Source organism: Ruegeria sp., from assembly GCF_965199275.1.
Classification (GTDB): Bacteria; Pseudomonadota; Alphaproteobacteria; order Rhodobacterales; family Rhodobacteraceae; genus Ruegeria.
In genome coordinates, this window is the sequence record NZ_CBDAQX010000032.1 from 49,160 (window position 1) to 75,071 (window position 25,912).

The 25,912-nt window shown below is 64.0% G+C and carries 7 protein-coding genes; 4 read left to right on the forward strand and 3 right to left on the reverse strand.

What is annotated here, in order from left to right; all coding sequences use genetic code 11:
- Positions 1-366 precede the first annotated feature (366 nt).
- Entirely contained in the window at positions 367-19,410 is a 19,044-nt protein-coding gene (locus ACOERD_RS28395; RefSeq protein WP_419741247.1) for an Ig-like domain-containing protein, read from the forward strand.
- Between the two features lie 54 nt (positions 19,411-19,464).
- Here ACOERD_RS28395 and ACOERD_RS28400 read toward each other — a convergent pair whose 3' ends face one another.
- The 3 genes from ACOERD_RS28400 to ACOERD_RS28410 form a co-directional block, all read right to left on the reverse strand.
- Positions 19,465-19,716: a Uma2 family endonuclease gene (locus tag ACOERD_RS28400; RefSeq protein ID WP_419741248.1), complete on the reverse strand. Its 252-nt coding sequence runs from the start codon at positions 19,714-19,716 to the stop codon at positions 19,465-19,467.
- The gene (locus ACOERD_RS28405; RefSeq protein WP_419737856.1) at positions 19,713-20,273 is read right to left on the reverse strand and encodes a recombinase family protein; all 561 of its coding nucleotides are present in this window, start codon (positions 20,271-20,273) and stop codon (positions 19,713-19,715) included. Before ACOERD_RS28405 ends, ACOERD_RS28400 begins: the two co-directional genes overlap by 4 nt.
- A 92-nt stretch (positions 20,274-20,365) precedes the next feature.
- Positions 20,366-20,926: a recombinase family protein gene (locus ACOERD_RS28410; protein ID WP_419737856.1), complete on the reverse strand. Its 561-nt coding sequence runs from the start codon at positions 20,924-20,926 to the stop codon at positions 20,366-20,368.
- 128 nt (positions 20,927-21,054) lie between these two features.
- Here ACOERD_RS28410 and ACOERD_RS28415 point away from each other — a divergent pair, with 128 nt between their 5' ends.
- The 3 genes from ACOERD_RS28415 to ACOERD_RS28425 form a co-directional block, all read left to right on the forward strand.
- Positions 21,055-23,805 carry a Tn3 family transposase gene (locus ACOERD_RS28415; protein WP_419741249.1) on the forward strand — a complete coding sequence of 917 codons (2,751 nt, stop codon included), beginning with the start codon at positions 21,055-21,057 and terminating at the stop codon, positions 23,803-23,805.
- A 58-nt stretch (positions 23,806-23,863) separates the two neighbouring features.
- Positions 23,864-25,606, forward strand: coding sequence for an IS1634 family transposase (locus tag ACOERD_RS28420; protein ID WP_419737624.1), 1,743 nt, complete (start codon positions 23,864-23,866; stop codon positions 25,604-25,606).
- Positions 25,607-25,703: 97 nt separating this feature from the next.
- Positions 25,704-25,912 (forward strand): Tn3 family transposase (locus tag ACOERD_RS28425; RefSeq protein WP_419741250.1); only part of this gene is annotated, 209 nt, incomplete at its 3' end.

Genomic DNA, 25,912 nt, shown 5'->3' on the forward strand with positions numbered 1-25,912 from the left:
CGCGGTCTTCTGGCCTGTAAAAAGGTATCTTCGCCTCTTGCTTCAGGATATATCATATACCTGCTCATTACAGCACATGCTGGACTCAGTGCGGCGGCTGTGGATGCGTTCGATGCGGAGCATCAAGGCAGCGAAGGCAGCCTCAATCTTACCAGGAGCTACTGTAATGTGGCACAGGCAATGGTGCCACCCGGGTGATGCCATGAAAGAATTACCCCCCCCCCCACTTAAAAAAACAATTATATATCAATATATTAGAGAATTTCCGGAAATCGGTGAGGCTCCAATCTCTGCATCGGAGCAGGCGTGACGCCGGGCGCAGTGCATAGCGTATCAACGGGCGGGAGGCGTACCCGGGCGCGGCGAATGGCGGTGCTGGTTTCACTGCTTGCCTGGATGCTTGCCGCACTCCTCCTGACCGTAACGCTGGCTCATGCACAGGTGAGAAACCTCGCCCGCGACCCGGGCGTGGTGGGAAGCCTGTCTTCCACCTTTGGGGCCAACGGAGCCCATCGCGCATTCGATGGCGATGCAAACGGTTTCACTGGAGCCAAGTCTGTCGCGCATACCAACAACGATTTTGAACCATGGTTGCAGGTGGATCTCGGCAGTCGCAAGCGGATTACCGAGGTACTGCTTTACAACAGGACGGACACATGCTGCGTGGACCGTATGACCAACTTTTATGTCCTGGTCTCCGAGAGACCTTTCCCAAGCAACAAAATTGAGATACTTAAAAAGACCCCGGGCGTGTATGTGAAACACTTTCCCGGGCGGATGCAGCGTCCGACCCGGTTGAAGCTGGACACGCTCGGGCGATATGTCAGGGTTCAACTTCCCGGACCCGGTCGAAAATATCTCAACATAGCCGAAATTGGAGTTTTTGGAGATGACGCAGCGTCGGGACCGAAGGTGGTCTCGATACACCGGCATTCACCGCGGGAAGGCGTAACCCGTGCGGACAGAGTCATCTGGCGTGTGACCTTCGACAAGCCGGTCCGGGACGTGGACCCTCTCGATTTCGTTCCCAATCCCTGGGATCCAAGCTTTTCGCAGGGGGGGCTTTGGATAGACACCAGACCTGTATCCCCGACGGGCACAGGTCTTGCCGCGACCTGGGATGTGGGATTTTCGGGGCGCGCTTTGGCCAATTACAATCGAAACCTGCAACTCGATATCCAAGTCAACGCGACAATCAATGACGCGGCAGGCAACGCCCTGAGCAACCGGGCTCCAACTTCGATCTCAAATGCGCCGATACACCGGACCTACACGTTCGACAATGCGAGCCCCGTTCTCGCACCAGGCACTCCCACCTTTCAGCCGGACGGAAGCTGGAGAAGCACGGTCACCGTCACGGAGGCCAATGCGCTGGCCGGCGGCGCGCGGCTGGTGCTGCGGCATCTTGAACTCGCCAACGCAACCGCAGAGGTGACAGGCTCGGGCAAGGGACCCTATCAGGTCACGCTGAGGCCGGTTGTGGCAAAGCAGGAGTTCAGTTTCGGCATCCGGGCAGGGGCCCTGCGGGATGAGGCGGGCAATGACAGTGCCGCAGTGGACCCGGTTGTGGTGGCGGATCTGGCCCCGCCCCGGCTTGTCTCGATCACCCGCGCCTCTCCGCAGGACAGAATAACCCGCGCGGAGCGACTGACCTGGCGCCTCACATTCAACAAGCCCGTCGATGGTCTCAAAAATGCTCTCAAAAAAAGGCACTTCTCCGCCCAGTACAGTTCGGATCTGGATGTAAAAGGGTTGAGCCCCAACGTTTACCCTGTTGACCACAAGATCAGGGGTCCGGCAAAGGCGTGGTACTTTACAGCTGGCGGAAAAGCCCTCACCGGTTTTAACGGAGATATCAGGCTCTTCCTCTCGGGGACGGGCAGCGATATTATCGACGCGGCAGGCACATCCCTGGCCAACACTGCGCCGACGGACAGTCGCCCGGATGATGCAACATACACCCGCGACAGCATTGCCCCTGTTCTCGCACCAGGCCCCCTTGAGCGCCAGTCGGACGGGCGCTGGGTCAGCGAGATCACCGTCACGGAAGCCAATACGCTGGCCCCCGGCGCGCGCCTGGAGGTGGGGGATCTTGAGCTCGTCAACGCAGGCGCAGAGCTGACAGGCGCGGGCAAGGGGCCCTATCAGGTCGCGCTGACACCGCGCGCGGACGGTGCGTTCAGTTTCGCCATCCGGGCAAGCGCCCTGCGCGACGCGGCGGGCAATGACAGCGCCGCGGTGGCGCAGGTCGCGGCGACCGCCACGAACCGGGTGATCCCCCGGCTTGTCTCGCTTGTCCGCCATGAACCACAGGAAAGGCAGACCCGCGCGGAGCGACTGACCTGGCGCCTCACATTCAACAAGCCCGTCGATGGCCCCCCGATAGGGACGATCGTGACAGACCGTGTTGGAAATACAGAAATATTGGATGTCCAGCGCCTGAACCTCAAGGCTGACCCTGTTGGCCAAAACAGTGCGGGGCGGGCGAGGGTGTGGGACGTGTCGGCTTCCGGAGCCAATATGGGCGATTTCAACGGAAATATCAGGTTATTCCTCTCGAATACGGTCATCTCGTCTCGCAATATTACCGACGCGGCAGGCGCAGCTCTGGACGACCCTGTTCCGACGAACAGTCGCCCGGATGATGCAACATACACCCGCGACAGCATTGCCCCTGTTCTCGCACCAGGCCGCCTTGAGCGCCAGTCCGACGGGCGCTGGGTCAGCGAGATCACCGTCACGGAAGCCAATACGCTGGCCCCCGGCGCGCGCCTAGAGGTGGAAGACCTTGAGCTCGTCAACGCAGTCGCAGAGGTGACAGGCTCGGGCAAGGGGCCCTATCAGGTCGCGCTGACACCGCGCGCGGACGGTGCGTTCAGTTTCGCCATCCGGGCAAGCGCCCTGCGCGACGCGGCGGGCAATGACAGCGCCGCGGTGGACCCGGTTGTGGTGGCGGGTCTGGCCCCCCCACGGCTTGTCTCGATCACCCGCCATGAACCACAGGAAAGGGAGACCGGCGCGGAGCGGCTGACCTGGCGCCTCACATTCAACAATCCGGTCAAGGGCTTCCGGAAAAGGGCGTTCGTGATAAGCTATGGTGGAGGAGTATTGGATAGCCGGCGTCTGAACATGAGGACTGACCCTGTTGGCCAAAACAGTGCGGGGCTAGCGAGGGTGTGGGAGGTGTCAATGTCCGGAGCCTCTCTGCGCGATTTCAACGGAGATATCAGAATCGACCTCTCGAAGAAGTTTATCGCGCGGCGCAATATTACCGACTTGGCAGGCGCAGCTCTGGACGACCCTGATCCGACGGACAGTCGCCCGGATGATGCAACATACACCCGTGACACGATTGCCCCTGTTCTTGCATCAGGCCCCCTTGAGCGCCAGTCGGACGGGCGCTGGGTGAGCGAGATCACCGTCGCGGAAGCCAATACGCTGGCCCCCGGCGCGGCGCTGGAGGTGGACGACCTTGAGCTCGTCAACGCAACCGCAGAGGTGACAGGCGCGGGCAAGGGCCCCTATCAGGTCGCGCTGACGCCTATTAGGGGCGGTGCGTTCAGTTTCGCCATCCGGGCAAGCGCCCTGCGCGACGCGGCAGGCAATGACAGCGCCGCGGTGGACCCGGTCCGGGCCGAGGAACTGGGTCCGATCCTGCTGTTTACGAGCACAGCGGTCGCGCGAACGCCGGAGAACACGACAGCGACAGGCTACAGGGCTGCAGCAGACGTGTCAGGGGGCACGTGGCCTTACAGGATCACCTATGCGATCCCGGCTGGTCCCGATGCAGCCCTGTTCTCAATAGATGCCACCAGCGGCATGGTGTCCTTCAGGGAGCCGCCCAACTACGAACGCCCGATGGATGGCGACAGCAACAATGCCTATCGCTTCGAGGTGGAAGCGACGGCCACGGCGCTGGATGGCAGCGTTGCGAAAAGGACGCGACAGAGTGTCGAAGTCACAATCACCGACGCCGATGACCCGACGGTTTTTGGTGACATGACCATCCTGAACCAGCATGGCCTGTCATCGCCGATCCGGATAAATGACGAATTGTCCGTTCTGGTAAGGTTTACAGACGAGGACAATAACCACGAGAAAGAGCCAACTGTGACCCTCCAGTGGCACCGCAATGGCCAGCCGATCCCCGGTGCGACGGAAGCAACCTATACGACAACGGCTGCGGATGCAGGCAGGCAGATTACAGTTGAGGTCCAGGTCACGGACAGTCTCGGTAATGTTTCTGGTAAGGTGCACTCACGCCCAGGTGTATTGGTTGCATTGCCATCAGACAGCACCGCCCCGACCCTCACCTCGATCCTGCGCCATGCACCGTCGGCCTCGCCGACAAATGCAGACCTTCTGGTCTGGCGGATCACCTTCTCCGAGGCGGTCGACAATGTCACGCCGGAGGATTTCACGGTCGGGGGCACAACCGCAACCGTGACCGCGGTGTGGTCGAGGGCCGGGGCGACCACCTGGGATCTCACGGTCGCAGGCAGCGATCTCGCCGACCTCAACGCAACCGTGACGCTCGCGCTCGCACCAGGACAGGACATCGCCGATGCGGCCGGCAACCGCCTGACGGACACAAGGCCCACAGGCACGAACGAAAACAGCTACATCCTCGATAACATCGCGCCTGTAATCGCGGCGAGTCCCCCGCACCGCCAGTCGGACGGAAGCTGGATCAGCAAGATCACCGTCACAGAGGCCAATGCGCTGGCCCCTGGCGCGGTGCTGGAGATGGAGGATCTGCAGCTCACCTTAGCCTCGGCAGAAATGACGGGTTCTGGCAAAGGGCCCTATGAGATCAAGTTGCGGCCTGTTTTCGACAACACACCTATTGCCGCCTCTATCAAGGCAAGCGCCCTGCGGGACGCGGCAGGCAATGACAGTGCCCGGGGCCAGCCGTTCGGGGTGTTTGACCCATCAGACATCACCGCTCCCCGGGCCACCCTCTCGGGCATCCCCCGGTCACTGGAACCCGGCAGCGACCGTTTTCTCGTCAAGGGCCCCTTTACCGTCACTTTCACCTTCGACGAAAATGTAAGGGGTTTTGAGAGCGCCGATGTCAGCGCAGGCCTGACGGGGGCAACGGTTTCGGATTTTGTCGAGACCACACCATACCGTGTCTTCACCGCAACAATCACACCGACGGGCACCCGATTGATGAGCCTGGCCCTGCGCGAGGGGGCGGCGCTGGACATTATAGCGGGCAACCCCAGCCAGGCCGTCCCGCGACAGACTGTAGGGATTGACAGGCAGGCGCCGGGAGTGCGGATCACCGGTCCCGCCCTTGCCAACAGGCCCTTTGCTATTTCGTATATCTTTGACGAACCGGTCGTGGGGTTCGATGCAGAGGATGTGCGTGCGGTGCTCGGCGATACCGCAGAGGTGACAAACTTCACCAGGCTGCCCAACCTTCGGGGGCGCGGCTACAGGTTTACGCTCACGCCCCGGACAGATGGAGAGATCGCCGCCGGGCTGCTTGACGATGCGCTCACAGATTATGCCGGCAACTCCAACATCGCCATCCGCCAGATCATCGGACGCTACGATGCAACCGCCCCCGCCATCACGCTCTCCGCCCTCCTGCGCCAGTCAGACGGAACATGGGTTACAACGGCGCGGGTGACGGAGGCCAACGGTCTTGCTGCCGGCGCAGCCCTGCAAACGGACGATCTCGAGCTGACCAATGCAACCGCCGAGATCAGCGGGGACGGGCCCTACACGATTACCCTCACACCCGTGACCGACGGCGCGTTCGGCACCGGCATCCGGGCAGGCGCCCTGCGCGACGCGGCGGGCAATGACAGTGCCGGGGTGGCGCAGGTCACAGCAGTGACGCGTCCCGTCACGCTGTCGCAGGACACGCTGGACGTGGACGAGGCCGGGGGGAGGGCAACCTACACGATCGTGCTTGCAAGCCGGCCTGCGGGCGATGTGACGGTGCGGCCCGCCAGCGGCGATACGGACGCGGCAACGCTGGCCCCGGCAGCGCTGATATTCACCCCGGCAAACTGGGACAGGCCGCAGATGGTCACGGTGACCGGGGTCGATGATGATGTCGACAATCCCGGCGACGCGCGGGAGGTGATCGTTACACATACCGCAACGGGCGGCGGATATGACGGGGTAGAGATCGCAAGCCTTACCCTCACCATCCGCGATGATGATGCCGCGGACAGCACCAGGCCTACGGTTTCGATCACGCGCGCACCGGATGAGGTGACCACGACGCGCCCGTTCACCGTGACGGTGACATTCTCGGAGGCCGTGAGCGGATTCGAGGCGGGCGATGTCGACGTGAGCAACGGCGCTGCCAGTCCCCCGGTCCAGGGTTCTGACGTCAAAACCTACACGGTGGCGATCACGCCGGACGGCACTGGAGATCTTGAGATCGGCGTCGGGGCCGGTGTGGCACGGGACGCCGCCGGCAATCCCAACGTGGCGGCAGATCCGGTGACGGTCCCGTGGCCGCTTGGCGTAACGGTCGCGCCGCAATCAGTGACGGTGGCAGAGGATGGCGGCAGGGCGACCTACACGATCAGGCTGGCCAGCCAGCCCACGGAAAATGTGACACTCACACCGACAAGCAACGATACCACCGCCGCCACGGTGAGCGGGCCGCTGACCTTTACACCCCAAAACTGGAGTGCCACGCAGACCGTCACGGTCAGCGGCATCAATGACGATATCGATAACGCTTCGGACCGGACCGCCACGATCACCCACGCGGTCTCCGGTGGCGGCTATGGCGATGTGGCGGTGTCTGATGTTTCGGTGCGTGTCATTGACGATGAAATGGGCCGCGCGAGACCGATACCGTCCCTGGCGGCGGGATTGGCACCACAACGCCAGCAATCGCTGATCACAATCAACTTTTCGCATCCGGTGACGATCGACCACTATGCCTCCGCAACAGAGGCTGCGCGGGCCCTGGACAAAAATCTTGTTGTTACCCCGGGATATTCTCGACCCGGCCCGTTGTTGCCGCGCGGCGAGCCCTGGACTTACGCCGGCGACAACAAGAAATATTATACCCGCTTTGTATTCACAGTGGAGTTCCGCAGCGCCCCATACACCATAATGATGGCGGAGGATCGTCCGCCGTTTCGCGACCGCTTCGGGAACCACCCTGCCGCCTCCAACAGATTAGGCTATGGCGGTGCGGGGGATACAAACCGCCCGACGGTGACGTTGGCGGGATCACCGGGGCCGAGCGGGATGCCCTGGGATATGGAGATTATCCTCTCCAAGCCGGTGGTTGGATTTGATGTGGGCGACTTTGAGGCGGACGGTGCGCAGGTCAGAAATCTGACCGAAGTTCCGGGATGGAATGGGCTCCTCTACCGGGCAGAGGTTACGGGCACTCGTGCGACCTACTCGATCCGCCTGCCCGCCAATGCGGTTTACGATGCGCAGGGTAACGGTAATGAGCCGTCCCTCCCGCTGTCATTGGGTGGCATAGCGCCGCCAAGGGTTGCAATTGAAGGCGCGCCGGCGCAGGTCACGGACAGGACACCCTTCGACGTGAGGGTAGTTTTCTCCAGGGAAGTGACCGGGTTCACGACGAGCGACCTCACGGTGGTGGGCGGCACGGCTGCACCACTGGTGCCGGCGGCGGATCAACGCGATGGTCACAGCCAGGACCTCACCTGGACCGTGACGATCACGCCTGCAGGCGGGCGAGACGTGCTGCTCGACATCGCAGCAGATGCGGCACGGGACATCAACGGCAATCCCAACGTAGCGGCGGATACGGTGAGGGTTCCGTGGCCGCTTGGCGTAACGGTCGCGCCGCAATCAGTGACGGTGGCAGAGGATGGCGGCAGGGCAACCTACACGATCAGGCTGGCCAGCCAGCCCACGGAAAATGTGACACTCACACCGACAAGCAACGATACCACCGCCGCCACGGTGAGCGGGCCGCTGACCTTTACACCCCAAAACTGGAGCGCCACGCAGACCGTCACGGTCAGCGGCGTCAACGATGATATCGATAACGCTTCGGACCGGGCCACCACGATCACCCACGCGGTCACCGGCGGCGGCTATGACAAGGTCCGGGTAGCTGACGTTGGCGTGACTGTGACGGATGTCGATACCCCGGACAACAATGTCGGGGTGCCGGTCTTTACCAGCGCGGCGGCGGTGCGCACACCGGAGAACGGGGTGGCGACGGGCTACGGGGCGGTGGCGACGGCCGATCCCGGCACGCTGTCTTATGCGATCACCGGCGGCGCGGATGCGGCGCGGTTTGCGATCGATGCCAGCAGCGGCGTTGTGACCTTCCGGGCCGCGCCGGATTACGAGGCGCCGGGGGACGCGGACACGGACAACATCTATGCCCTGGTGGTGACGGCCACGGCCACGGCGGCGGACGGGGTGACGACGCAAAGCGCGACACAGGATGTCGAGATCACCGTCACGGATGTGGATGAGCCGACGGTTGGTGCGGTGCGCATCACCAATGCCAGCCGGGCGGGCGAGACCCCGCGCGCGGGCGATACGCTGGAGGCCGACACCACGGCGCTGGCCGATGGCGACGGCATCGGCACCTTCACCTACCAATGGCAGCGCGGCGGGGCGGCGATTGCCGGGGCGACAGGGGCGCGCTACGACACGGGGGCCGCGGATGTCGATGAGGAGATCGGTGTCGCGGTCGTCCATACCGATGCCAGCGGCAACCGTTCGGCGCCGATCGTGGCGGCGGCGGTGCGGATCGTCGATAACGCGGACAACAATGTCGGGGTGCCGGTCTTTACCAGCGCGGCGGCGGTGCGCACACCGGAGAACGGGGTGGCGACGGGCTACGGGGCGGTGGCGACGGCCGATCCCGGCACGCTGTCTTATGCGATCACCGGCGGCGCGGATGCGGCGCGGTTTGCGATCGATGCCAGCAGCGGCGTTGTGACCTTCCGGGCCGCGCCGGATTACGAGGCGCCGGGGGACGCGGACACGGACAACATCTATGCCCTGGTGGTGACGGCCACGGCCACGGCGGCGGACGGGGTGACGACGCAAAGCGCGACACAGGATGTCGAGATCACCGTCACGGATGTGGATGAGCCGACGGTTGGTGCGGTGCGCATCACCAATGCCAGCCGGGCGGGCGAGACCCCGCGCGCGGGCGATACGCTGGAGGCCGACACCACGGCGCTGGCCGATGGCGACGGCATCGGCACCTTCACCTACCAATGGCAGCGCGGCGGGGCGGCGATTGCCGGGGCGACAGGGGCGCGCTACGACACGGGGGCCGCGGATGTCGATGAGGAGATCGGTGTCGCGGTCGTCCATACCGATGCCAGCGGCAACCGTTCGGCGCCGATCGTGGCGGCGGCGGTGCGGATCGTCGATAACGCGGACAACAATGTCGGGGTGCCGGTCTTTACCAGCGCGGCGGCGGTGCGCACACCGGAGAACGGGGTGGCGACGGGCTACGGGGCGGTGGCGACGGCCGATCCCGGCACGCTGTCTTATGCGATCACCGGCGGCGGGGATGCGGCGCGGTTTGCGATCGATGCCAGCAGCGGCGTTGTGACCTTCCGGGCCGCGCCGGATTACGAGGCGCCGGGGGACGCGGACACGGACAACATCTATGCCCTGGTGGTGACGGCCACGGCCACGGCGGCGGACGGGGTGACGACGCAAAGCGCGACACAGGATGTCGAGATCACCGTCACGGATGTGGATGAGCCGACGGTCGGTGCGGTGCGCATCACCAATGCCAGCCGGGCGGGCGAGACCCCGCGCGCGGGCGATACGCTGGAGGCCGACACCACGGCGCTGGCCGATGGCGACGGCATCGGCACCTTCACCTACCAATGGCAGCGCGGCGGGGCGGCGATTGCCGGGGCGACAGGGGCGCGCTACGACACGGGGGCCGCGGATGTCGATGAGGAGATCGGTGTCGCGGTCGTCCATACCGATGCCAGCGGCAACCGTTCGGCGCCGATCGTGGCGGCGGCGGTGCGGATCGTCGATAACGCGGACAACAATGTCGGGGTGCCGGTCTTTACCAGCGCGGCGGCGGTCAGCACAGCGGAGAACGGGGTGGCGACGGGCTACGGGGCGGTGGCGGCGGCCGATCCCGGCACGCTGTCTTATGCGATCACCGGCGGCGCGGATGCGGCGCGGTTTGCGATCGATGCCAGCAGCGGCGTTGTGAGGTTCCGGGCCGCGCCGGATTACGAGGCGCCGGGGGACGCGGACACGGACAACACCTATGCCCTGGTGGTGACGGCCACGGCCACGGCGGCGGACGGGGTGACGACGCAAAGCGCGACACAGGATGTCGAGATCACCGTCACGGATGTGGATGAGCCGACGGTCGGTGCGGTGCGCATCACCAATGCCAGCCGGGCGGGCGAGACCCCGCGCGAGGGCGATACGCTGGAGGCCGACACCACGGCGCTGGCCGATGGCGACGGCATCGGCACCTTCACCTACCAATGGCAGCGCGGCGGGGCGGCGATTGCCGGGGCGACAGGGGCGCGCTACGACACGGGGGCCGCGGATGTCGATGAGGAGATCGGTGTCGCGGTCGTCCATACCGATGCCAGCGGCAACCGTTCGGCGCCGATCGTGGCGGCGGCGGTGCGGATCGTCGATAACGCGGACAACAATGTCGGGGTGCCGGTCTTTACCAGCGCGGCGGCGGTCAGCACAGCGGAGAACGGGGTGGCGACGGGCTACGGGGCGGTGGCGGCGGCCGATCCCGGCACGCTGTCTTATGCGATCACCGGCGGCGCGGATGCGGCGCGGTTTGCGATCGATGCCAGCAGCGGCGTTGTGAGGTTCCGGGACGCGCCGGATTACGAGGGGCCGGGGGACGCGGACACGGACAACATCTATGCCCTGGTGGTGACGGCCACGGCCACGGCGGCGGACGGGGTGACGACGCAAAGCGCGACACAGGATGTCGAGATCACCGTCACGGATGTGGATGAGCCGACGGCCGGTGCGGTGCGCCTCACCAATGCCAGCCGGGCGGGCGAGACCCCGCGCGAGGGCGATACGCTGGAGGCCGACACCACGGCGCTGGCCGATGGCGACGGCATCGGCACCTTCACCTACCAATGGCAGCGCGGCGGGGCGGCGATCGCCGGGGCGACAGAGGCGCGCTACGACACGGGGGCCGCGGATGTCGATGAGGAGATCGGTGTCGCGGTCGTCCATACCGATGCCAGCGGCAACCGTTCGGCGCCGATCGTGGCGGCGGCGGTGCGGATCGTCGATAACGCGGACAACAATGTCGGGGTGCCGGTCTTTACCAGCGCGGCGGCGGTCAGCACAGCGGAGAACGGGGTGGCGACGGGCTACGGGGCGGTGGCGGCGGCCGATCCCGGCACGCTGTCTTATGCGATCACCGGCGGCGCGGATGCGGCGCGGTTTGCGATCGATGCCAGCAGCGGCGTTGTGAGGTTCCGGGACGCGCCGGATTACGAGGGGCCGGGGGACGCGGACACGGACAACATCTATGCCCTGGTGGTGACGGCCACGGCCACGGCGGCGGACGGGGTGACGACGCAAAGCGCGACACAGGATGTCGAGATCACCGTCACGGATGTGGATGAGCCGACGGCCGGTGCGGTGCGCCTCACCAATGCCAGCCGGGCGGGCGAGACCCCGCGCGAGGGCGATACGCTGGAGGCCGACACCACGGCGCTGGCCGATGGCGACGGCATCGGCACCTTCACCTACCAATGGCAGCGCGGCGGGGCGGCGATCGCCGGGGCGACAGGGGCGCGCTACGACACGGGGGCCGCGGATGTCGATGAGGAGATCGGTGTCGCGGTCGTCCATACCGATGCCAGCGGCAACCGTTCGGCGCCGATCGTGGCGGCGGCGGTGCGGATCGTCGATAACGCGGACAACAATGTCGGGGTGCCGGTCTTTACCAGCGCGGCGGCGGTGCGCACACCGGAGAACGGGGTGGCGACGGGCTACGGGGCGGTGGCGACGGCCGATCCCGGCACGCTGTCTTATGCGATCACCGGCGGCGGGGATGCGGCGCGGTTTGCGATCGATGCCAGCAGCGGCGTTGTGACCTTCCGGGCCGCGCCGGATTACGAGGCGCCGGGGGACGCGGACACGGACAACACCTATGCCCTGGTGGTGACGGCCACGGCCACGGCGGCGGACGGGGTGACGACGCAAAGCGCGACACAGGATGTCGAGATCACCGTCACGGATGTGGATGAGCCGACGGTCGGTGCGGTGCGCATCACCAATGCCAGCCGGGCGGGCGAGACCCCGCGCGAGGGCGATACGCTGGAGGCCGACACCACGGCGCTGGCCGATGGCGACGGCCTCGGCACCTTCACCTACCAATGGCAGCGCGACGGGGCGGCGATCGCCGGGGCGACAGAGGCGCGCTACAGCACGGGGGCCGCGGATGTCGATGAGGAGATCCGTGTCACGCTCACCCATACCGATGCCAGCGGCAACCGTTCGGCGCCGATCGTGGCGGCGGCGGTGCGGATCGTCGATAACGCGGACAACAATGTCGGGGTGCCGGTCTTTACCAGCGCGGCGGCGGTCAGCACAGCGGAGAACGGGGTGGCGACGGGCTACGGGGCGGCGGCGGCGGCCGATCCCGGCACGCTGTCTTATGCGATCACCGGCGGCGCGGATGCGGCGCGGTTTGCGATCGATGCCAGCAGCGGTGTTGTGACCTTCCGGGCCGCGCCGGATTACGAGGCGCCGGGGGACGCGGACACGGACAACATCTATGCCCTGGTGGTGACGGCCACGGCCACGGCGGCGGACGGGGTGACGACGCAAAGCGCGACACAGGATGTCGAGATCACCGTCACGGATGTGGATGAGCCGACGGTTGGTGCGGTGCGCATCACCAATGCCAGCCGGGCGGGCGAGACCCCGCGCGAGGGCGATACGCTGGAGGCCGACACCACGGCGCTGGCCGATGGCGACGGCCTCGGCACCTTCACCTACCAATGGCAGCGCGACGGGGCGGCGATCGCCGGGGCGACAGAGGCGCGCTACGACACGGGGGCCGCGGATGTCGATGAGGAGATCCGTGTCACGCTCACCCATACCGATGCCCGCGGCAACCGTTCGGCGCCGATCGTGGCGGCGGCGGTGCGGATCGTCGCGGCCCCGGAGACCACTGTCGGGGTGCCGGTCTTTACCAGCGCGGCGGCGGTGCGCACACCGGAGAACGGGGTGGCGACGGGCTACGGGGCGGTGGCGACGGCCGATCCCGGCACGCTGTCTTATGCGATCACCGGCGGCGCGGATGCGGCGCGGTTTGCGATCGATGCCAGCAGCGGCGTTGTGACCTTCCGGGCCGCGCCGGATTACGAGGGGCCGGGGGACGCGGACACGGACAACATCTATGCCCTGGTGGTGACGGCCACGGCCACGGCGGCGGACGGGGTGACGACGCAAAGCGCGACACAGGATGTCGAGATCACCGTCACGGATGTGGATGAGCCGACGGCCGGTGCGGTGCGCCTCACCAATGCCAGCCGGGCGGGCGAGACCCCGCGCGAGGGCGATACGCTGGAGGCCGACACCACGGCGCTGGCCGATGGCGACGGCATCGGCACCTTCACCTACCAATGGCAGCGCGACGGGGCGGCGATCGCCGGGGCGACAGAGGCGCGCTACAGCACGGGGGCCGCGGATGTCGATGAGGAGATCCGTGTCACGCTCACCCATACCGATGCCAGCGGCAACCGTTCGGCGCCGATCGTGGCGGCGGCGGTGCGGATCGTCGATAACGCGGACAACAATGTCGGGGTGCCGGTCTTTACCAGCGCGGCGGCGGTCAGCACAGCGGAGAACGGGGTGGCGACGGGCTACGGGGCGGCGGCGGCGGCCGATCCCGGCACGCTGTCTTATGCGATCACCGGCGGCGCGGATGCGGCGCGGTTTGCGATCGATGCCAGCAGCGGTGTTGTGACCTTCCGGGCCGCGCCGGATTACGAGGCGCCGGGGGACGCGGACACGGACAACATCTATGCCCTGGTGGTGACGGCCACGGCCACGGCGGCGGACGGGGTGACGACGCAAAGCGCGACACAGGATGTCGAGATCACCGTCACGGATGTGGATGAGCCGACGGTTGGTGCGGTGCGCATCACCAATGCCAGCCGGGCGGGCGAGACCCCGCGCGAGGGCGATACGCTGGAGGCCGACACCACGGCGCTGGCCGATGGCGACGGCCTCGGCACCTTCACCTACCAATGGCAGCGCGACGGGGCGGCGATCGCCGGGGCGACAGAGGCGCGCTACGACACGGGGGCCGCGGATGTCGATGAGGAGATCCGTGTCACGCTCACCCATACCGATGCCCGCGGCAACCGTTCGGCGCCGATCGTGGCGGCGGCGGTGCGGATCGTCGCGGCCCCGGAGACCACTGTCGGGGTGCCGGTCTTTACCAGCGCGGCGGCGGTGCGCACACCGGAGAACGGGGTGGCGACGGGCTACGGGGCGGTGGCGACGGCCGATCCCGGCACGCTGTCTTATGCGATCACCGGCGGCGCGGATGCGGCGCGGTTTGCGATCGATGCCAGCAGCGGCGTTGTGACCTTCCGGGCCGCGCCGGATTACGAGGGGCCGGGGGACGCGGACACGGACAACATCTATGCCCTGGTGGTGACGGCCACGGCCACGGCGGCGGACGGGGTGACGACGCAAAGCGCGACACAGGATGTCGAGATCACCGTCACGGATGTGGATGAGCCGACGGTTGGTGCGGTGCGCATCACCAATGCCAGCCGGGCGGGCGAGACCCCGCGCGAGGGCGATACGCTGGAGGCCGACACCACGGCGCTGGCCGATGGCGACGGCCTCGGCACCTTCACCTACCAATGGCAGCGCGACGGGGCGGCGATCGCCGGGGCGACAGAGGCGCGCTACGACACGGGGGCCGCGGATGTCGATGAGGAGATCCGTGTCACGCTCACCCATACCGATGCCCGCGGCAACCGTTCGGCGCCGATCGTGGCGGCGGCGGTGCGGATCGTCGCGGCCCCGGAGACCACTGTCGGGGTGCCGGTCTTTACCAGCGCGGCGGCGGTGCGCACACCGGAGAACGGGGTGGCGACGGGCTACGGGGCGGTGGCGACGGCCGATCCCGGCACGCTGTCTTATGCGATCACCGGCGGCGCGGATGCGGCGCGGTTTGCGATCGATGCCAGCAGCGGCGTTGTGACCTTCCGGGCCGCGCCGGATTACGAGGCGCCGGGGGACGCGGACACGGACAACATCTATGCCCTGGTGGTGACGGCCACGGCCACGGCGGCGGACGGGGTGACGACGCAAAGCGCGACACAGGATGTCGAGATCACCGTCACGGATGTGGATGAGCCGACGGTCGGTGCGGTGCGCATCACCAATGCCAGCCGGGCGGGCGAGACCCCGCGCGAGGGCGATACGCTGGAGGCCGACACCACGGCGCTGGCCGATGGCGACGGCCTCGGCACCTTCACCTACCAATGGCAGCGCGACGGGGCGGCGATCGCCGGGGCGACAGAGGCGCGCTACAGCACGGGGGCCGCGGATGTCGATGAGGAGATCCGTGTCACGCTCACCCATACCGATGCCAGCGGCAACCGTTCGGCGCCGATCGTGGCGGCGGCGGTGCGGATCGTCGATAACGCGGACAACAATGTCGGGGTGCCGGTCTTTACCAGCGCGGCGGCGGTGCGCACACCGGAGAACGGGGTGGCGACGGGCTACGGGGCGGTGGCGACGGCCGATCCCGGCACGCTGTCTTATGCGATCACCGGCGGCGCGGATGCGGCGCGGTTTGCGATCGATGCCAGCAGCGGCGTTGTGACCTTCCGGGCCGCGCCGGATTACGAGGCGCCGGGGGACGCGGACACGGACAACATCTATGCCCTGGTGGTGACGGCCACGGCCACGGCGGCGGACGGGGTGACGACGCAAAGCGCGACACAGGATGTCGAGATCACCGTCACGGATGTGGATGAGCCGACGGTTGGTGCGGTGCGCATCACCAATGCCAGCCGGGCGGGCGAGACCCCGCGCGCGGGCGATACGCTGGAGGCCGACACCACGGCGCTGGCCGATGGCGACGGCCTCGGCACCTTCACCTACCAATGGCAGCGCGACGGGGCGGCGATCGCCGGGGCGACAGAGGCGCGCTACAGCACGGGGGCCGCGGATGTCGATGAGGAGATCCGTGTCACGCTCACCCATACCGATGCCAGCGGCAACCGTTCGGCGCCGATCGTGGCGGCGGCGGTGCGGATCGTCGATAACGCGGACAACAATGTCGGGGTGCCGGTCTTTACCAGCGCGGCGGCGGTCAGCACAGCGGAGAACGGGGTGGCGACGGGCTACGGGGCGGCGGCGGCGGCCGATCCCGGCACGCTGTCTTATGCGATCACCGGCGGCGCGGATGCGGCGCGGTTTGCGATCGATGCCAGCAGCGGTGTTGTGACCTTCCGGGCCGCGCCGGATTACGAGGCGCCGGGGGACGCGGACACGGACAACATCTATGCCCTGGTGGTGACGGCCACGGCCACGGCGGCGGACGGGGTGACGACGCAAAGCGCGACACAGGATGTCGAGATCACCGTCACGGATGTGGATGAGCCGACGGTTGGTGCGGTGCGCATCACCAATGCCAGCCGGGCGGGCGAGACCCCGCGCGAGGGCGATACGCTGGAGGCCGACACCACGGCGCTGGCCGATGGCGACGGCCTCGGCACCTTCACCTACCAATGGCAGCGCGACGGGGTGGCGATCGCCGGGGCGACAGAGGCGCGCTACAGCACGGGGGCCGCGGATGTCGATGAGGAGATCCGTGTCACGCTCACCCATACCGATGCCCGCGGCAACCGTTCGGCGCCGATCGTGGCGGCGGCGGTGCGGATCGTCGCGGCCCCGCAGACCACTGTCGGGGTGCCGGTCTTTACCAGCGCGGCGGCGGTGCGCACACCGGAGAACGGGGTGGCGACGGGCTACGGGGCGGTGGCGACGGCCGATCCCGGCACGCTGTCTTATGCGATCACCGGCGGCGGGGATGCGGCGCGGTTTGCGATCGATGCCAGCAGCGGCGTTGTGACCTTCCGGGCCGCGCCGGATTACGAGGCGCCGGGGGACGCGGACACGGACAACATCTATGCCCTGGTGGTGACGGCCACGGCCACGGCGGCGGACGGGGTGACGACGCAAAGCGCGACACAGGATGTCGAGATCACCGTCACGGATGTGGATGAAATTGCACCTACTGTGGTGATTTCAGGGCCCCCGGCGATCACCGGCATTGCGCCCTTTGATGTTGCGGTTCGGTTCTCGGAACCCGTCAGCGGCTTTGAACTCGCCGAAGTCGCTGTCGGCAATGGCGCGGCGTCCAACCTGCGCGGGTCCGGTGCGGTCTACACGGTTGCAATTACGCCTGACAGCGGTGGCGATGTGACAATCGACGTTGCAGAGAACGTGGCCCGTGATGTGGCAGGCAATGGCAACATTGCGGCACCGCAGGTGCGCGTGGTCTATATCGTGTCGCCAGAAATAGTGAGGCTGGCCGTGTCGCCCGAGAGGGTGGGTGAGGGTGCCGGGCCGAGCAAGGTGGTCGTAACAGCGACCGTTGAGGGGCAAGATCGTTTTGTTGCAGATACCGATTTCATCGTCACAGTGGGCGGGGCTGGTGATACCGCGACGGCCGGAATCGATTACAAGGATGTGGTGGCGTTTCGCCTGACCATCCCGGCCCGGCGCGCCAGCGCGACGACCAACTTCCTGCTGGAGCCGCTGGATGATCGTCTGGATGAGTTGGAGGAAACCATATCCGTAACGGCCCGGCGCGCAGATGCTGCCCGGGGGGCGCAATCTGCGGTCAGCACTGTGACGGCGCGGATCACGCTTGTGGATGATGATGACCCGGCGGTGGAGGTGATTGGACCGGCACTGGTCAGATTCGGACGCACGGTTGGTGAGCAGAGCGTGGAAGCAATCACCAAACGGATTGACGCCGATCTGGTGCCAGGCTTTAGCGGTCAGATCGCCGGGCAGACCATTCAACCCTGTGCGCCCGCCGGATTCACATCCGAGGTGGGTCCACTTGGTCCGAGTGCAGGCCGTGGTGACAGGCGCTGCGGGGCGGAAATTGCCCGGCAGGCCACAGACCCGCTACAAGTGCTGCTCAACGCCGGGCGCGGGTCTGCGGGCACATTGTCAGGGATCAGGACTGAACCGGATGCCACAACGCCAGAGGGCCGACAGGCAATCGCTGACACCGCATTCACGCTGACCTCTGACATGGACAACGGGGGCCGCCTGGGGCTCTGGGCCGGAGGGGCGCTTTCGCGGTTCGGGGGAACGGCTGAGGATGTGAATCTGACAGGCGAGGTTGTTGGCGTCCAACTGGGCACCGACTGGCGTCGCGACAAGCGTCTCGTCGGCCTCATGCTCTCCCAGAGCCATGGGGATATCACCTACAGATACACAACCGATCCGGGCGCTGAAGGTCGGATTGAGGCAGACCTGACCGCACTTGTGCCCTATGCGTCACTTGAGATCACGGATCGCCTTGAGGGCTGGGCAGCCCTTGGATACGGATGGGGGCACATGACGTTTATGCCGGAGGGCGAACCAGAACGTCAGGCATCAATCAATTGGAAGATGGGGGCGGCGGGTCTGAAAGGATCGCTGATAGCGCCTGAAGGCGAAAGCGGCTTTGGTCTCGATGTCACGGCGGACGTCCTTTATACGCGCACCGCGTCCGGGGCGCTGTCGGCGACCGGTACGCAGCCCGCGCTCGGTTCAACCACCGGCACAACACAGCGCCTACGCTTTGGCCTTGAGAGCCGATGGGAGAGGTCTCTGGTCACTGGCGGGACGTTCACGCCCCATTTTGGATTGGCGATGCGGCATGATGACGGCGATGCGGAAACCGGCTGGGGGCTGGAGGTCGGCGGCGGGTTCGGCCTTGCCGACCCGCACCGGGGGTTGGAGCTCGAAGCCTCTGGGCGCGCACTTGCGCTGCACGAGGACGGCAACTTCCGCAATTGGGGGCTCAGCCTGTTGCTGGTCTGGAATCCCGACCCCGACACAAAACGTGGCTGGTCTGCGCGACTGCGCACAGATCTGGGCGATCCCACGTCTGGCGGACCGGACGCATTGCTATCCCCAACGGCCTTCCCTTCATTGACAGACACGGACGATGGCACGGCCCGCTGGTCCCTTGAGACAGCCTACGGGTTTACGCTGGGCAAGGGTCTTGTTGGCAGCCCACATGGAGCGCTTTCTGGCGAAAGTGGCAGTATTGACAGAGCACAACTGGGGTACCGCATTGAAGCTGATGCTCCGCACGCGCGAGACATGGGCTTCGACCTTTGGGCAGAGCCGAGTTTCAGGGATGGTGATGATCGCGCGGGCCTCAGCTTCAATCTGCGCTGGTGAGGGCCTGTAGGGGTCGATTAATGCTCGGTGGTGCGCCAGAACAACTGGACCCTATCATGGCCAGAGATTGGAGAGCGCAAAGCTGATCGCGTCGAACGGGGGAACCGAAACGGCGTCTGCATTCGCAAGGGAGGCGATCAACGACCAGCGCCTATCCTTCAGTTCGAAGGCTTCCAGTGTTCGGGCATCCGGATCAACAAGCCAAAGATGACCTACGCCGTCACGGGCATAGATGGCCCGCTTGGGCCCGAGGTCGATCTGTCGGGTTGAGGGCCTGTACGCATGAATGGAACGGTGAGGGGTCATAAGGCATTTTTTTCGTTGAGACATCGGTAAATGGTTGCAGGATGGACTTTGAATGCTCTGGCGACCTCTTTGACGGATTTTCCATTTTCGAGAAGTTGACGGACTGTGTCGCGTTGTTCACTCCCCAATTTAGGAGGGCGTCCAAATATGACGCCACGTTGCAATGCAGCCTTTCGACCGTTTTCGGTTCGACCTCGTATAAGTTCACGTTCGAACTCTGCAATGCCAGCAAACACGGTCAGGATCATGCGGCCTGAGGGCGAGGATGTATTGGCCCAGGGTTCGGCAAGCGATTGAAGTCCCGCGTCTTTTTCTCCGATAACTTCTGCGACGCGTAAAAGTTCAGACGTTGAACGCGCCAAGCGATCAAGACGCGTCACGACAACCGTATCCCCTTTTCTGAGTTGGTTTAGCAACCTTTGCAGTTCAGGCCTCTTTATGCGTGCACCGGAACCCTTTTCCTCGAGCACCGTCTCGCATCCGGTCGCTTCCAGTTCGGCCCGTTGCAAATCAAGTTCCTGGGCGTTCGTTGAGACGCGCGCGTAACCAAATTTCATGCCGCCCCTTCCGAAGTGTCGCAAAAGTTGTCGCAAAAACCGTTTCTTTCGCATCTGTATTGGCCTGTACGCATGAATGGAACGGTGAGGGGTCATAAGGCATTTTTTTCGTTGAGACATCGGTAAATGGTTGCAGGATGGACTTTGAATGCTCTGGCGACCTCTTTGACGGATTTTCCATTTTCGAGAAGTTGACGGACTGTGTCGCGTTGTTCACTCCCCAATTTAGGAGGGCGTCCAAATATGACGCCACGTTGCAATGCAGCCTTTCGACCGTTTTCGGTTCGACCTCGTATAAGTTCACGTTCGAACTCTGCAATGCCAGCAAACACGGTCAGGATCATGCGGCCTGAGGGCGAGGATGTATTGGCCCAGGGTTCGGCAAGCGATTGAAGTCCCGCGTCTTTTTCTCCGATAACTTCTGCGACGCGTAAAAGTTCAGACGTTGAACGCGCCAAGCGATCAAGACGCGTCACGACAACCGTATCCCCTTTTCTGAGTTGGTTTAGCAACCTTTGCAGTTCAGGCCTCTTTATGCGTGCACCGGAACCCTTTTCCTCGAGCACCGTCTCGCATCCGGTCGCTTCCAGTTCGGCCCGTTGCAAATCAAGTTCCTGGGCGTTCGTTGAGACGCGCGCGTAACCAAATTTCATGCCGCCCCTTCCGAAGTGTCGCAAAAGTTGTCGCAAAAACCGTTTCTTTCGCATCTGTATTTTGCGATAGATAAACCATTGATTCTTCGTGGCCGGATTCGGTCTCGCGAAACTTGAGAGATTTGCGAATGCCGACGCGGTTTTTGAGTGACGCGCAGCGGGCGCGATACGGACGCTTCGACGGGGTTCCCAGTCGAACGCAGATCGCGCGATATTTCCACCTTGATGCGACTGATCGGGACATTATCAATCAGTTGCGTGGCAGCCATAATCGTCTGGGCTTTGCGCTTCAACTCGGTATCGCTCGGTTCCTTGGCGTACTTCCGACAAGGTTCGAGGATATTCCCGATGTCGTGGTTGAAGCGGTGGTCGCACAGCTCGGACTGACCACGATGCCGTCTTTGACCGCCTATGCTGTTGGGCGCCCAAAGAAGCGCCATGCGGCCTTGATCCGGAAAACCTACGGCTTCCGAGACCTGGCCGATGATGCCAGCGCTCGCTTTCGTTTGACGCGCTGGCTTTACACTCTGTGTTGGTCTGGCGATGATCGGCCGAGCCTGCTGATTGACCGGGCCACGGCGTGGATGTTGGCGCGCAAGATACTGCTGCCTGGTATCAGCACTTTGGAGCGCCTTGTTGCCCGCATTCGGGATCGTGCGCATCGGCAGTTGTGGATGCATCTGTCCGATGCGTTGTCGGATATGCAGCGGCAGAAGATCACCGCCTTGCTTGAGGGCGAAGGCGGGTCGCTGCGCAGGCTGGATTCGTTGCGGGCGGCTCCCACAAGACGGTCTATGACAGAACTGCTGCGCCACTTTCATCGCCTTGATGACATTCGCGCCTACGAACTGGCCCCGCATTCGCCTGAAACGGTTCCGAATGCACTCATCCAGCGCCTGGCCAAGATAGCTAGAACCATGCGGCCATCTGCAATCGCGGTTGCCAAGGAGCCGCGCCGAACCGCGATTATCGCCGCGCTGTTTCACACGTTGGAGGCCGTTGCCATCGACGATGCGGTCGAGCTTTTTAGTGCCTTGCTGGCGGATACGTTTCGAGAAGCCAAGGCAGCTCGCAAGCGAAAGAGATTGCGAAGCTTGGGCGATCTGGACGCTGCTGCTCTGACCTTGCGTGACCTGGCCCGGCGCGTCATGACCGATGGCGACGATGATACAGATATGACTTTCCGGTCCTGGCGCGATGCCATCTACGACGAATTGAATTATGCCGCCCTCGTTGAAGCCACTGACCGTGTCGATGTCTTGGCCAAACCACCAGAAGACAAGCCGCTGGAAGAACTGATCGTAAAGTGGCGCACGACGCACACACTGTTTCGCAACCTCCTCGAACGAATAGAATTTGAAGCTTCGCCCAAGGGCCAGCCTATCAAAGCGGCGATCGATTTTCTTCGCGGCATCGAGAACTGGGCAAAAGCTGATATGAACGATGCGCCGACTGAAATCCTGCGTGGAGTCTGGCGCAAATACGCGCTCGATACCAATGGAAAAGTCTCCGACAATAAAGCTTATGTTTTTGCTGTATGCGAGGCTTGGCAGGGGGCACTTAAGACCCGAGACATCTTCGTGCCCGCTGGCATGAGGTTTGATGATCCCAGACGTGGCTTGCTGAGCGGCGAAGCGTGGCAGGCGGTGAAGCCAACTATATGCCGCACACTTGAACGTTCGCCAAATGGAGAAACGGAACTCGCCGTTCTTGCTGACCAACTTGACCAAGCCTATCGGCGGGCGGCGGAAACCTTCGAAGTAAATCCGGCAATTCGAACTGAAATCAAGAAGGGCAAGCCACAGCTCGTCATCACGCCACTCGACCGCATCGAAGAATCCGACAGCCTGAAGAAACTGAAGTTCGCGATGCGGACCAGATTGCCAAAAGTCGATCTCTCGGATGTGCTTCTCGAAGTCGCCAACCGAACCGGTTTTGCGCAGGATTTCACCCATGTCACTGAGCGGCGCGCGCGCGTCGATGGCTTCCAGACAAGCCTGTGTGCCGTATTGCTCGCCGAGGCCTGCAACATTGGCTTCGAGCCGATCACGCAGGCGAGCTTTCCGCCACTTCGGCGCGACAGGCTTTCCTGGATCAGCCAGAACTTCATCCGCTCCGAGACAATCACGGCAGCAAACGCTCGCATCGTTGCCGCCCACAATGAACTGCCGATCGTCCAACATTGGGGTTCTGGTGATGTTGCCTCCGCAGACGGAATTCGCTTTTCCGCTCCACCCACGGTCATCCATGCCGGCCCTAACCCGAAATACTTCAAGACTGGCCGCGGTATCACGCTTTATAACCTTGTCTCCGACCAGTTCACTGGCCTCAATGCCCTTGTTGTGCCCGGAACACTGCGCGACAGCATGTTCATCCTTGCGCTTTTGCTCGACCAGGAAACCGATCTCGAACCCGTAGAAATCATGACCGACACGGCGGCCTACTCCGATATCGTCTTTGGACTCTTTTGGTTGCTTGGCTATCAGTTCAGTCCTCGGCTCGCGGATATCGGTCAGACCCGACTTTGGCGCATCGACCGCAAAGCAGACTATGGTCCGCTTGATTCGCTCACGCGCAACAAGATCAATGTCCGCCTCATTATAGAAAATTGGGAAGACCTGTTGCGTCTGACCGGATCGCTGAAGCTTGGACACATCAATGCAGGCGCAGTCATGCGTACACTTCAGGTGCGCGAACGCACCACGGCACTCGCCAAAGCCCTTGGAGAATTGGGCAAGATCATCAAGTCGCTGCATATCCTCAGATTCATCACTGACGAGGAAACGCGGCGGCGTATTCTCCTGACTTCCGACCTTTTTGTTGATCTGACTGGGTTTTTGGTTTGTTTTCAGGTGTGGTTGCTCAGAGGCGCGTTGTAGTGCCCCATTATTATAAAAAGTATTGACATGGGCCTTCAGATGGCTAACCTCTTCGCCCATGTTCATCCGCACCAAACATGACGCAAAGCTCAACCGCACACGGATCCAGATCGTTGAATCCGTCCGCACCGGCTCCAAGGTACGCCAGAAGATCCTGCGCCATGTGGGTGTGGCCCATAACGACAGCGAGATTGAGGATATCAAGCGTCTGGCGGGCCGCTTGATGGAGCAATTACGCATTGATCGCTCGCCGCAAATGGAACTGTTCACGCCCACGGAATATGCCGATCTGCAGGCGCTGGTGCGCCGCGCTCCGCGGCCGGACAAGCTTGGCGTTGATCTTGCCGAGTGCCGTGAGGAGGCGCGGGTCTCTCTGGGTCTGCGGGATGTCATGGGGACGATGTATGACCAACTGGGTTGGGGGGCCCTTCTGGGGGCGGCGCGTAAAAGTGCCAATCGCATTGTGAAAGAGCTGGTTATGGCGCGGATCGCACAGCCCGAGAGCAAGCGCGCGACCGTGGAGGCGTTGGAGAACCAGGCAGGCATCACGCTCAATCTGGACGTGGTCTATCGGAGCATGGATTACATCAATACGCCGGTGATAGACGGGATTTGCAAAACCTCTCACGCGGCGGCAGAGAAGTTGCTGGGCGGGCCAGTGACCGTGCTGTTCTACGATTGCACGACCCTGGCCTTTGACACCGAGCGCGAGGACCCGGCCGAGGATGCGGACGGGGTCGAGCAGGATCATCTTCTGGCCAAGGGCTTCAGCAAGGATGGCAAGCATCACCGCGCTCAGGTCATGCTGGCGCTGATCGTCACCTCCGATGGGCTGCCTGTGGGCTATGAACTCTTCCCGGGAAACACCTGGGAAGGTCATACGCTGGAAGCTGCGCTGAAGGCGTTGGAGGGACGCTTCGACGTGGCCAGGGTCACGTTCGTGGCCGATGCCGCCATGCTCAGCAAGGACAACCAGCAGATGTTGCAGAACAAGGGTCTGCCCTACATCCTCGGCTATCGCATGAAGTCCGCCCCGGCCGCCGTGAAGGCGAACATTTTGAGCCCGGAGGGACGCCAGCCTTGGGCTGGACACGGTTCTGAAGAGGCAACCGAGAAGGGCTGGTACAAGGTGATCGACCAGGAGGGAGCGCGGGTCATTGTGACCTGGTCACCCACCCGGGCACGCAATGATGCCCACAAGCGCGACAAGGCAATCGAAAAGCTGCACAAGAAGCTCAAGCGCTCTCGCAAACCCGGCAGCTTCAGCAGCCGGGGATATGGCCGCTTCCTGGCCTTCCCCGACAGCGGGGACGTCACGCTGGATGATGCAAAGATCAAGGCAGCGGCACAATGGGACGGGCTGCATGCCATTGTTGTTCATGGTGCGGACGAACTGGAGGCACAGGACGTCATTGCCCGCTATCACCAGTTGTGGGAGATCGAAGCCTGCTTCCGCACCAACAAGCACGATCTGAAAATCCGGCCCATCTATCACTGGTCGCCGCGTCGGGTCCGGGCCCATATCGCCATCTGCTACATGGCCTTCTGCTGCCTGCAGCACCTGCGCAAGCATCTGGACCTGCTCGGACACCCGATGAGCCCGGCTCGTATCCGCAACGAGTTGAACGCATTGCAGCTCTCGATCCTGCGCCACAAAGGCACCCCTGACCGCTACGGCATGCCAAGCCATGCCACGGTCGATGCCAGACGCATCCTCACCTGCGTCGGCCTGACCTGGAACGAAGCCCCTTTCAAGATACCCCCCGGGCGCACCCGAAAAACTGGCCAGACCAAAGCCTGAGCTCCCTCAACACTCCGAAACAATCGCTGGCGAAAAAAGTCCGTGTAGTGCCTTTTGGCAACCAAGGCATAATAATATCAATGACTTATACGAAAAAATGTCGGAAGTCAGGAATGCAGGCGCAGTCATGCGTACACTTCAGGTGCGCGAACGCACCACGGCACTCGCCAAAGCCCTTGGAGAATTGGGCAAGATCATCAAGTCGCTGCATATCCTCAGATTCATCACTGACGAGGAAACGCGGCGGCGTATTCTGATCCAACTTAACCGTCAGGAGCTTCGCCACAGCCTGGCCAGGCGCGTCTG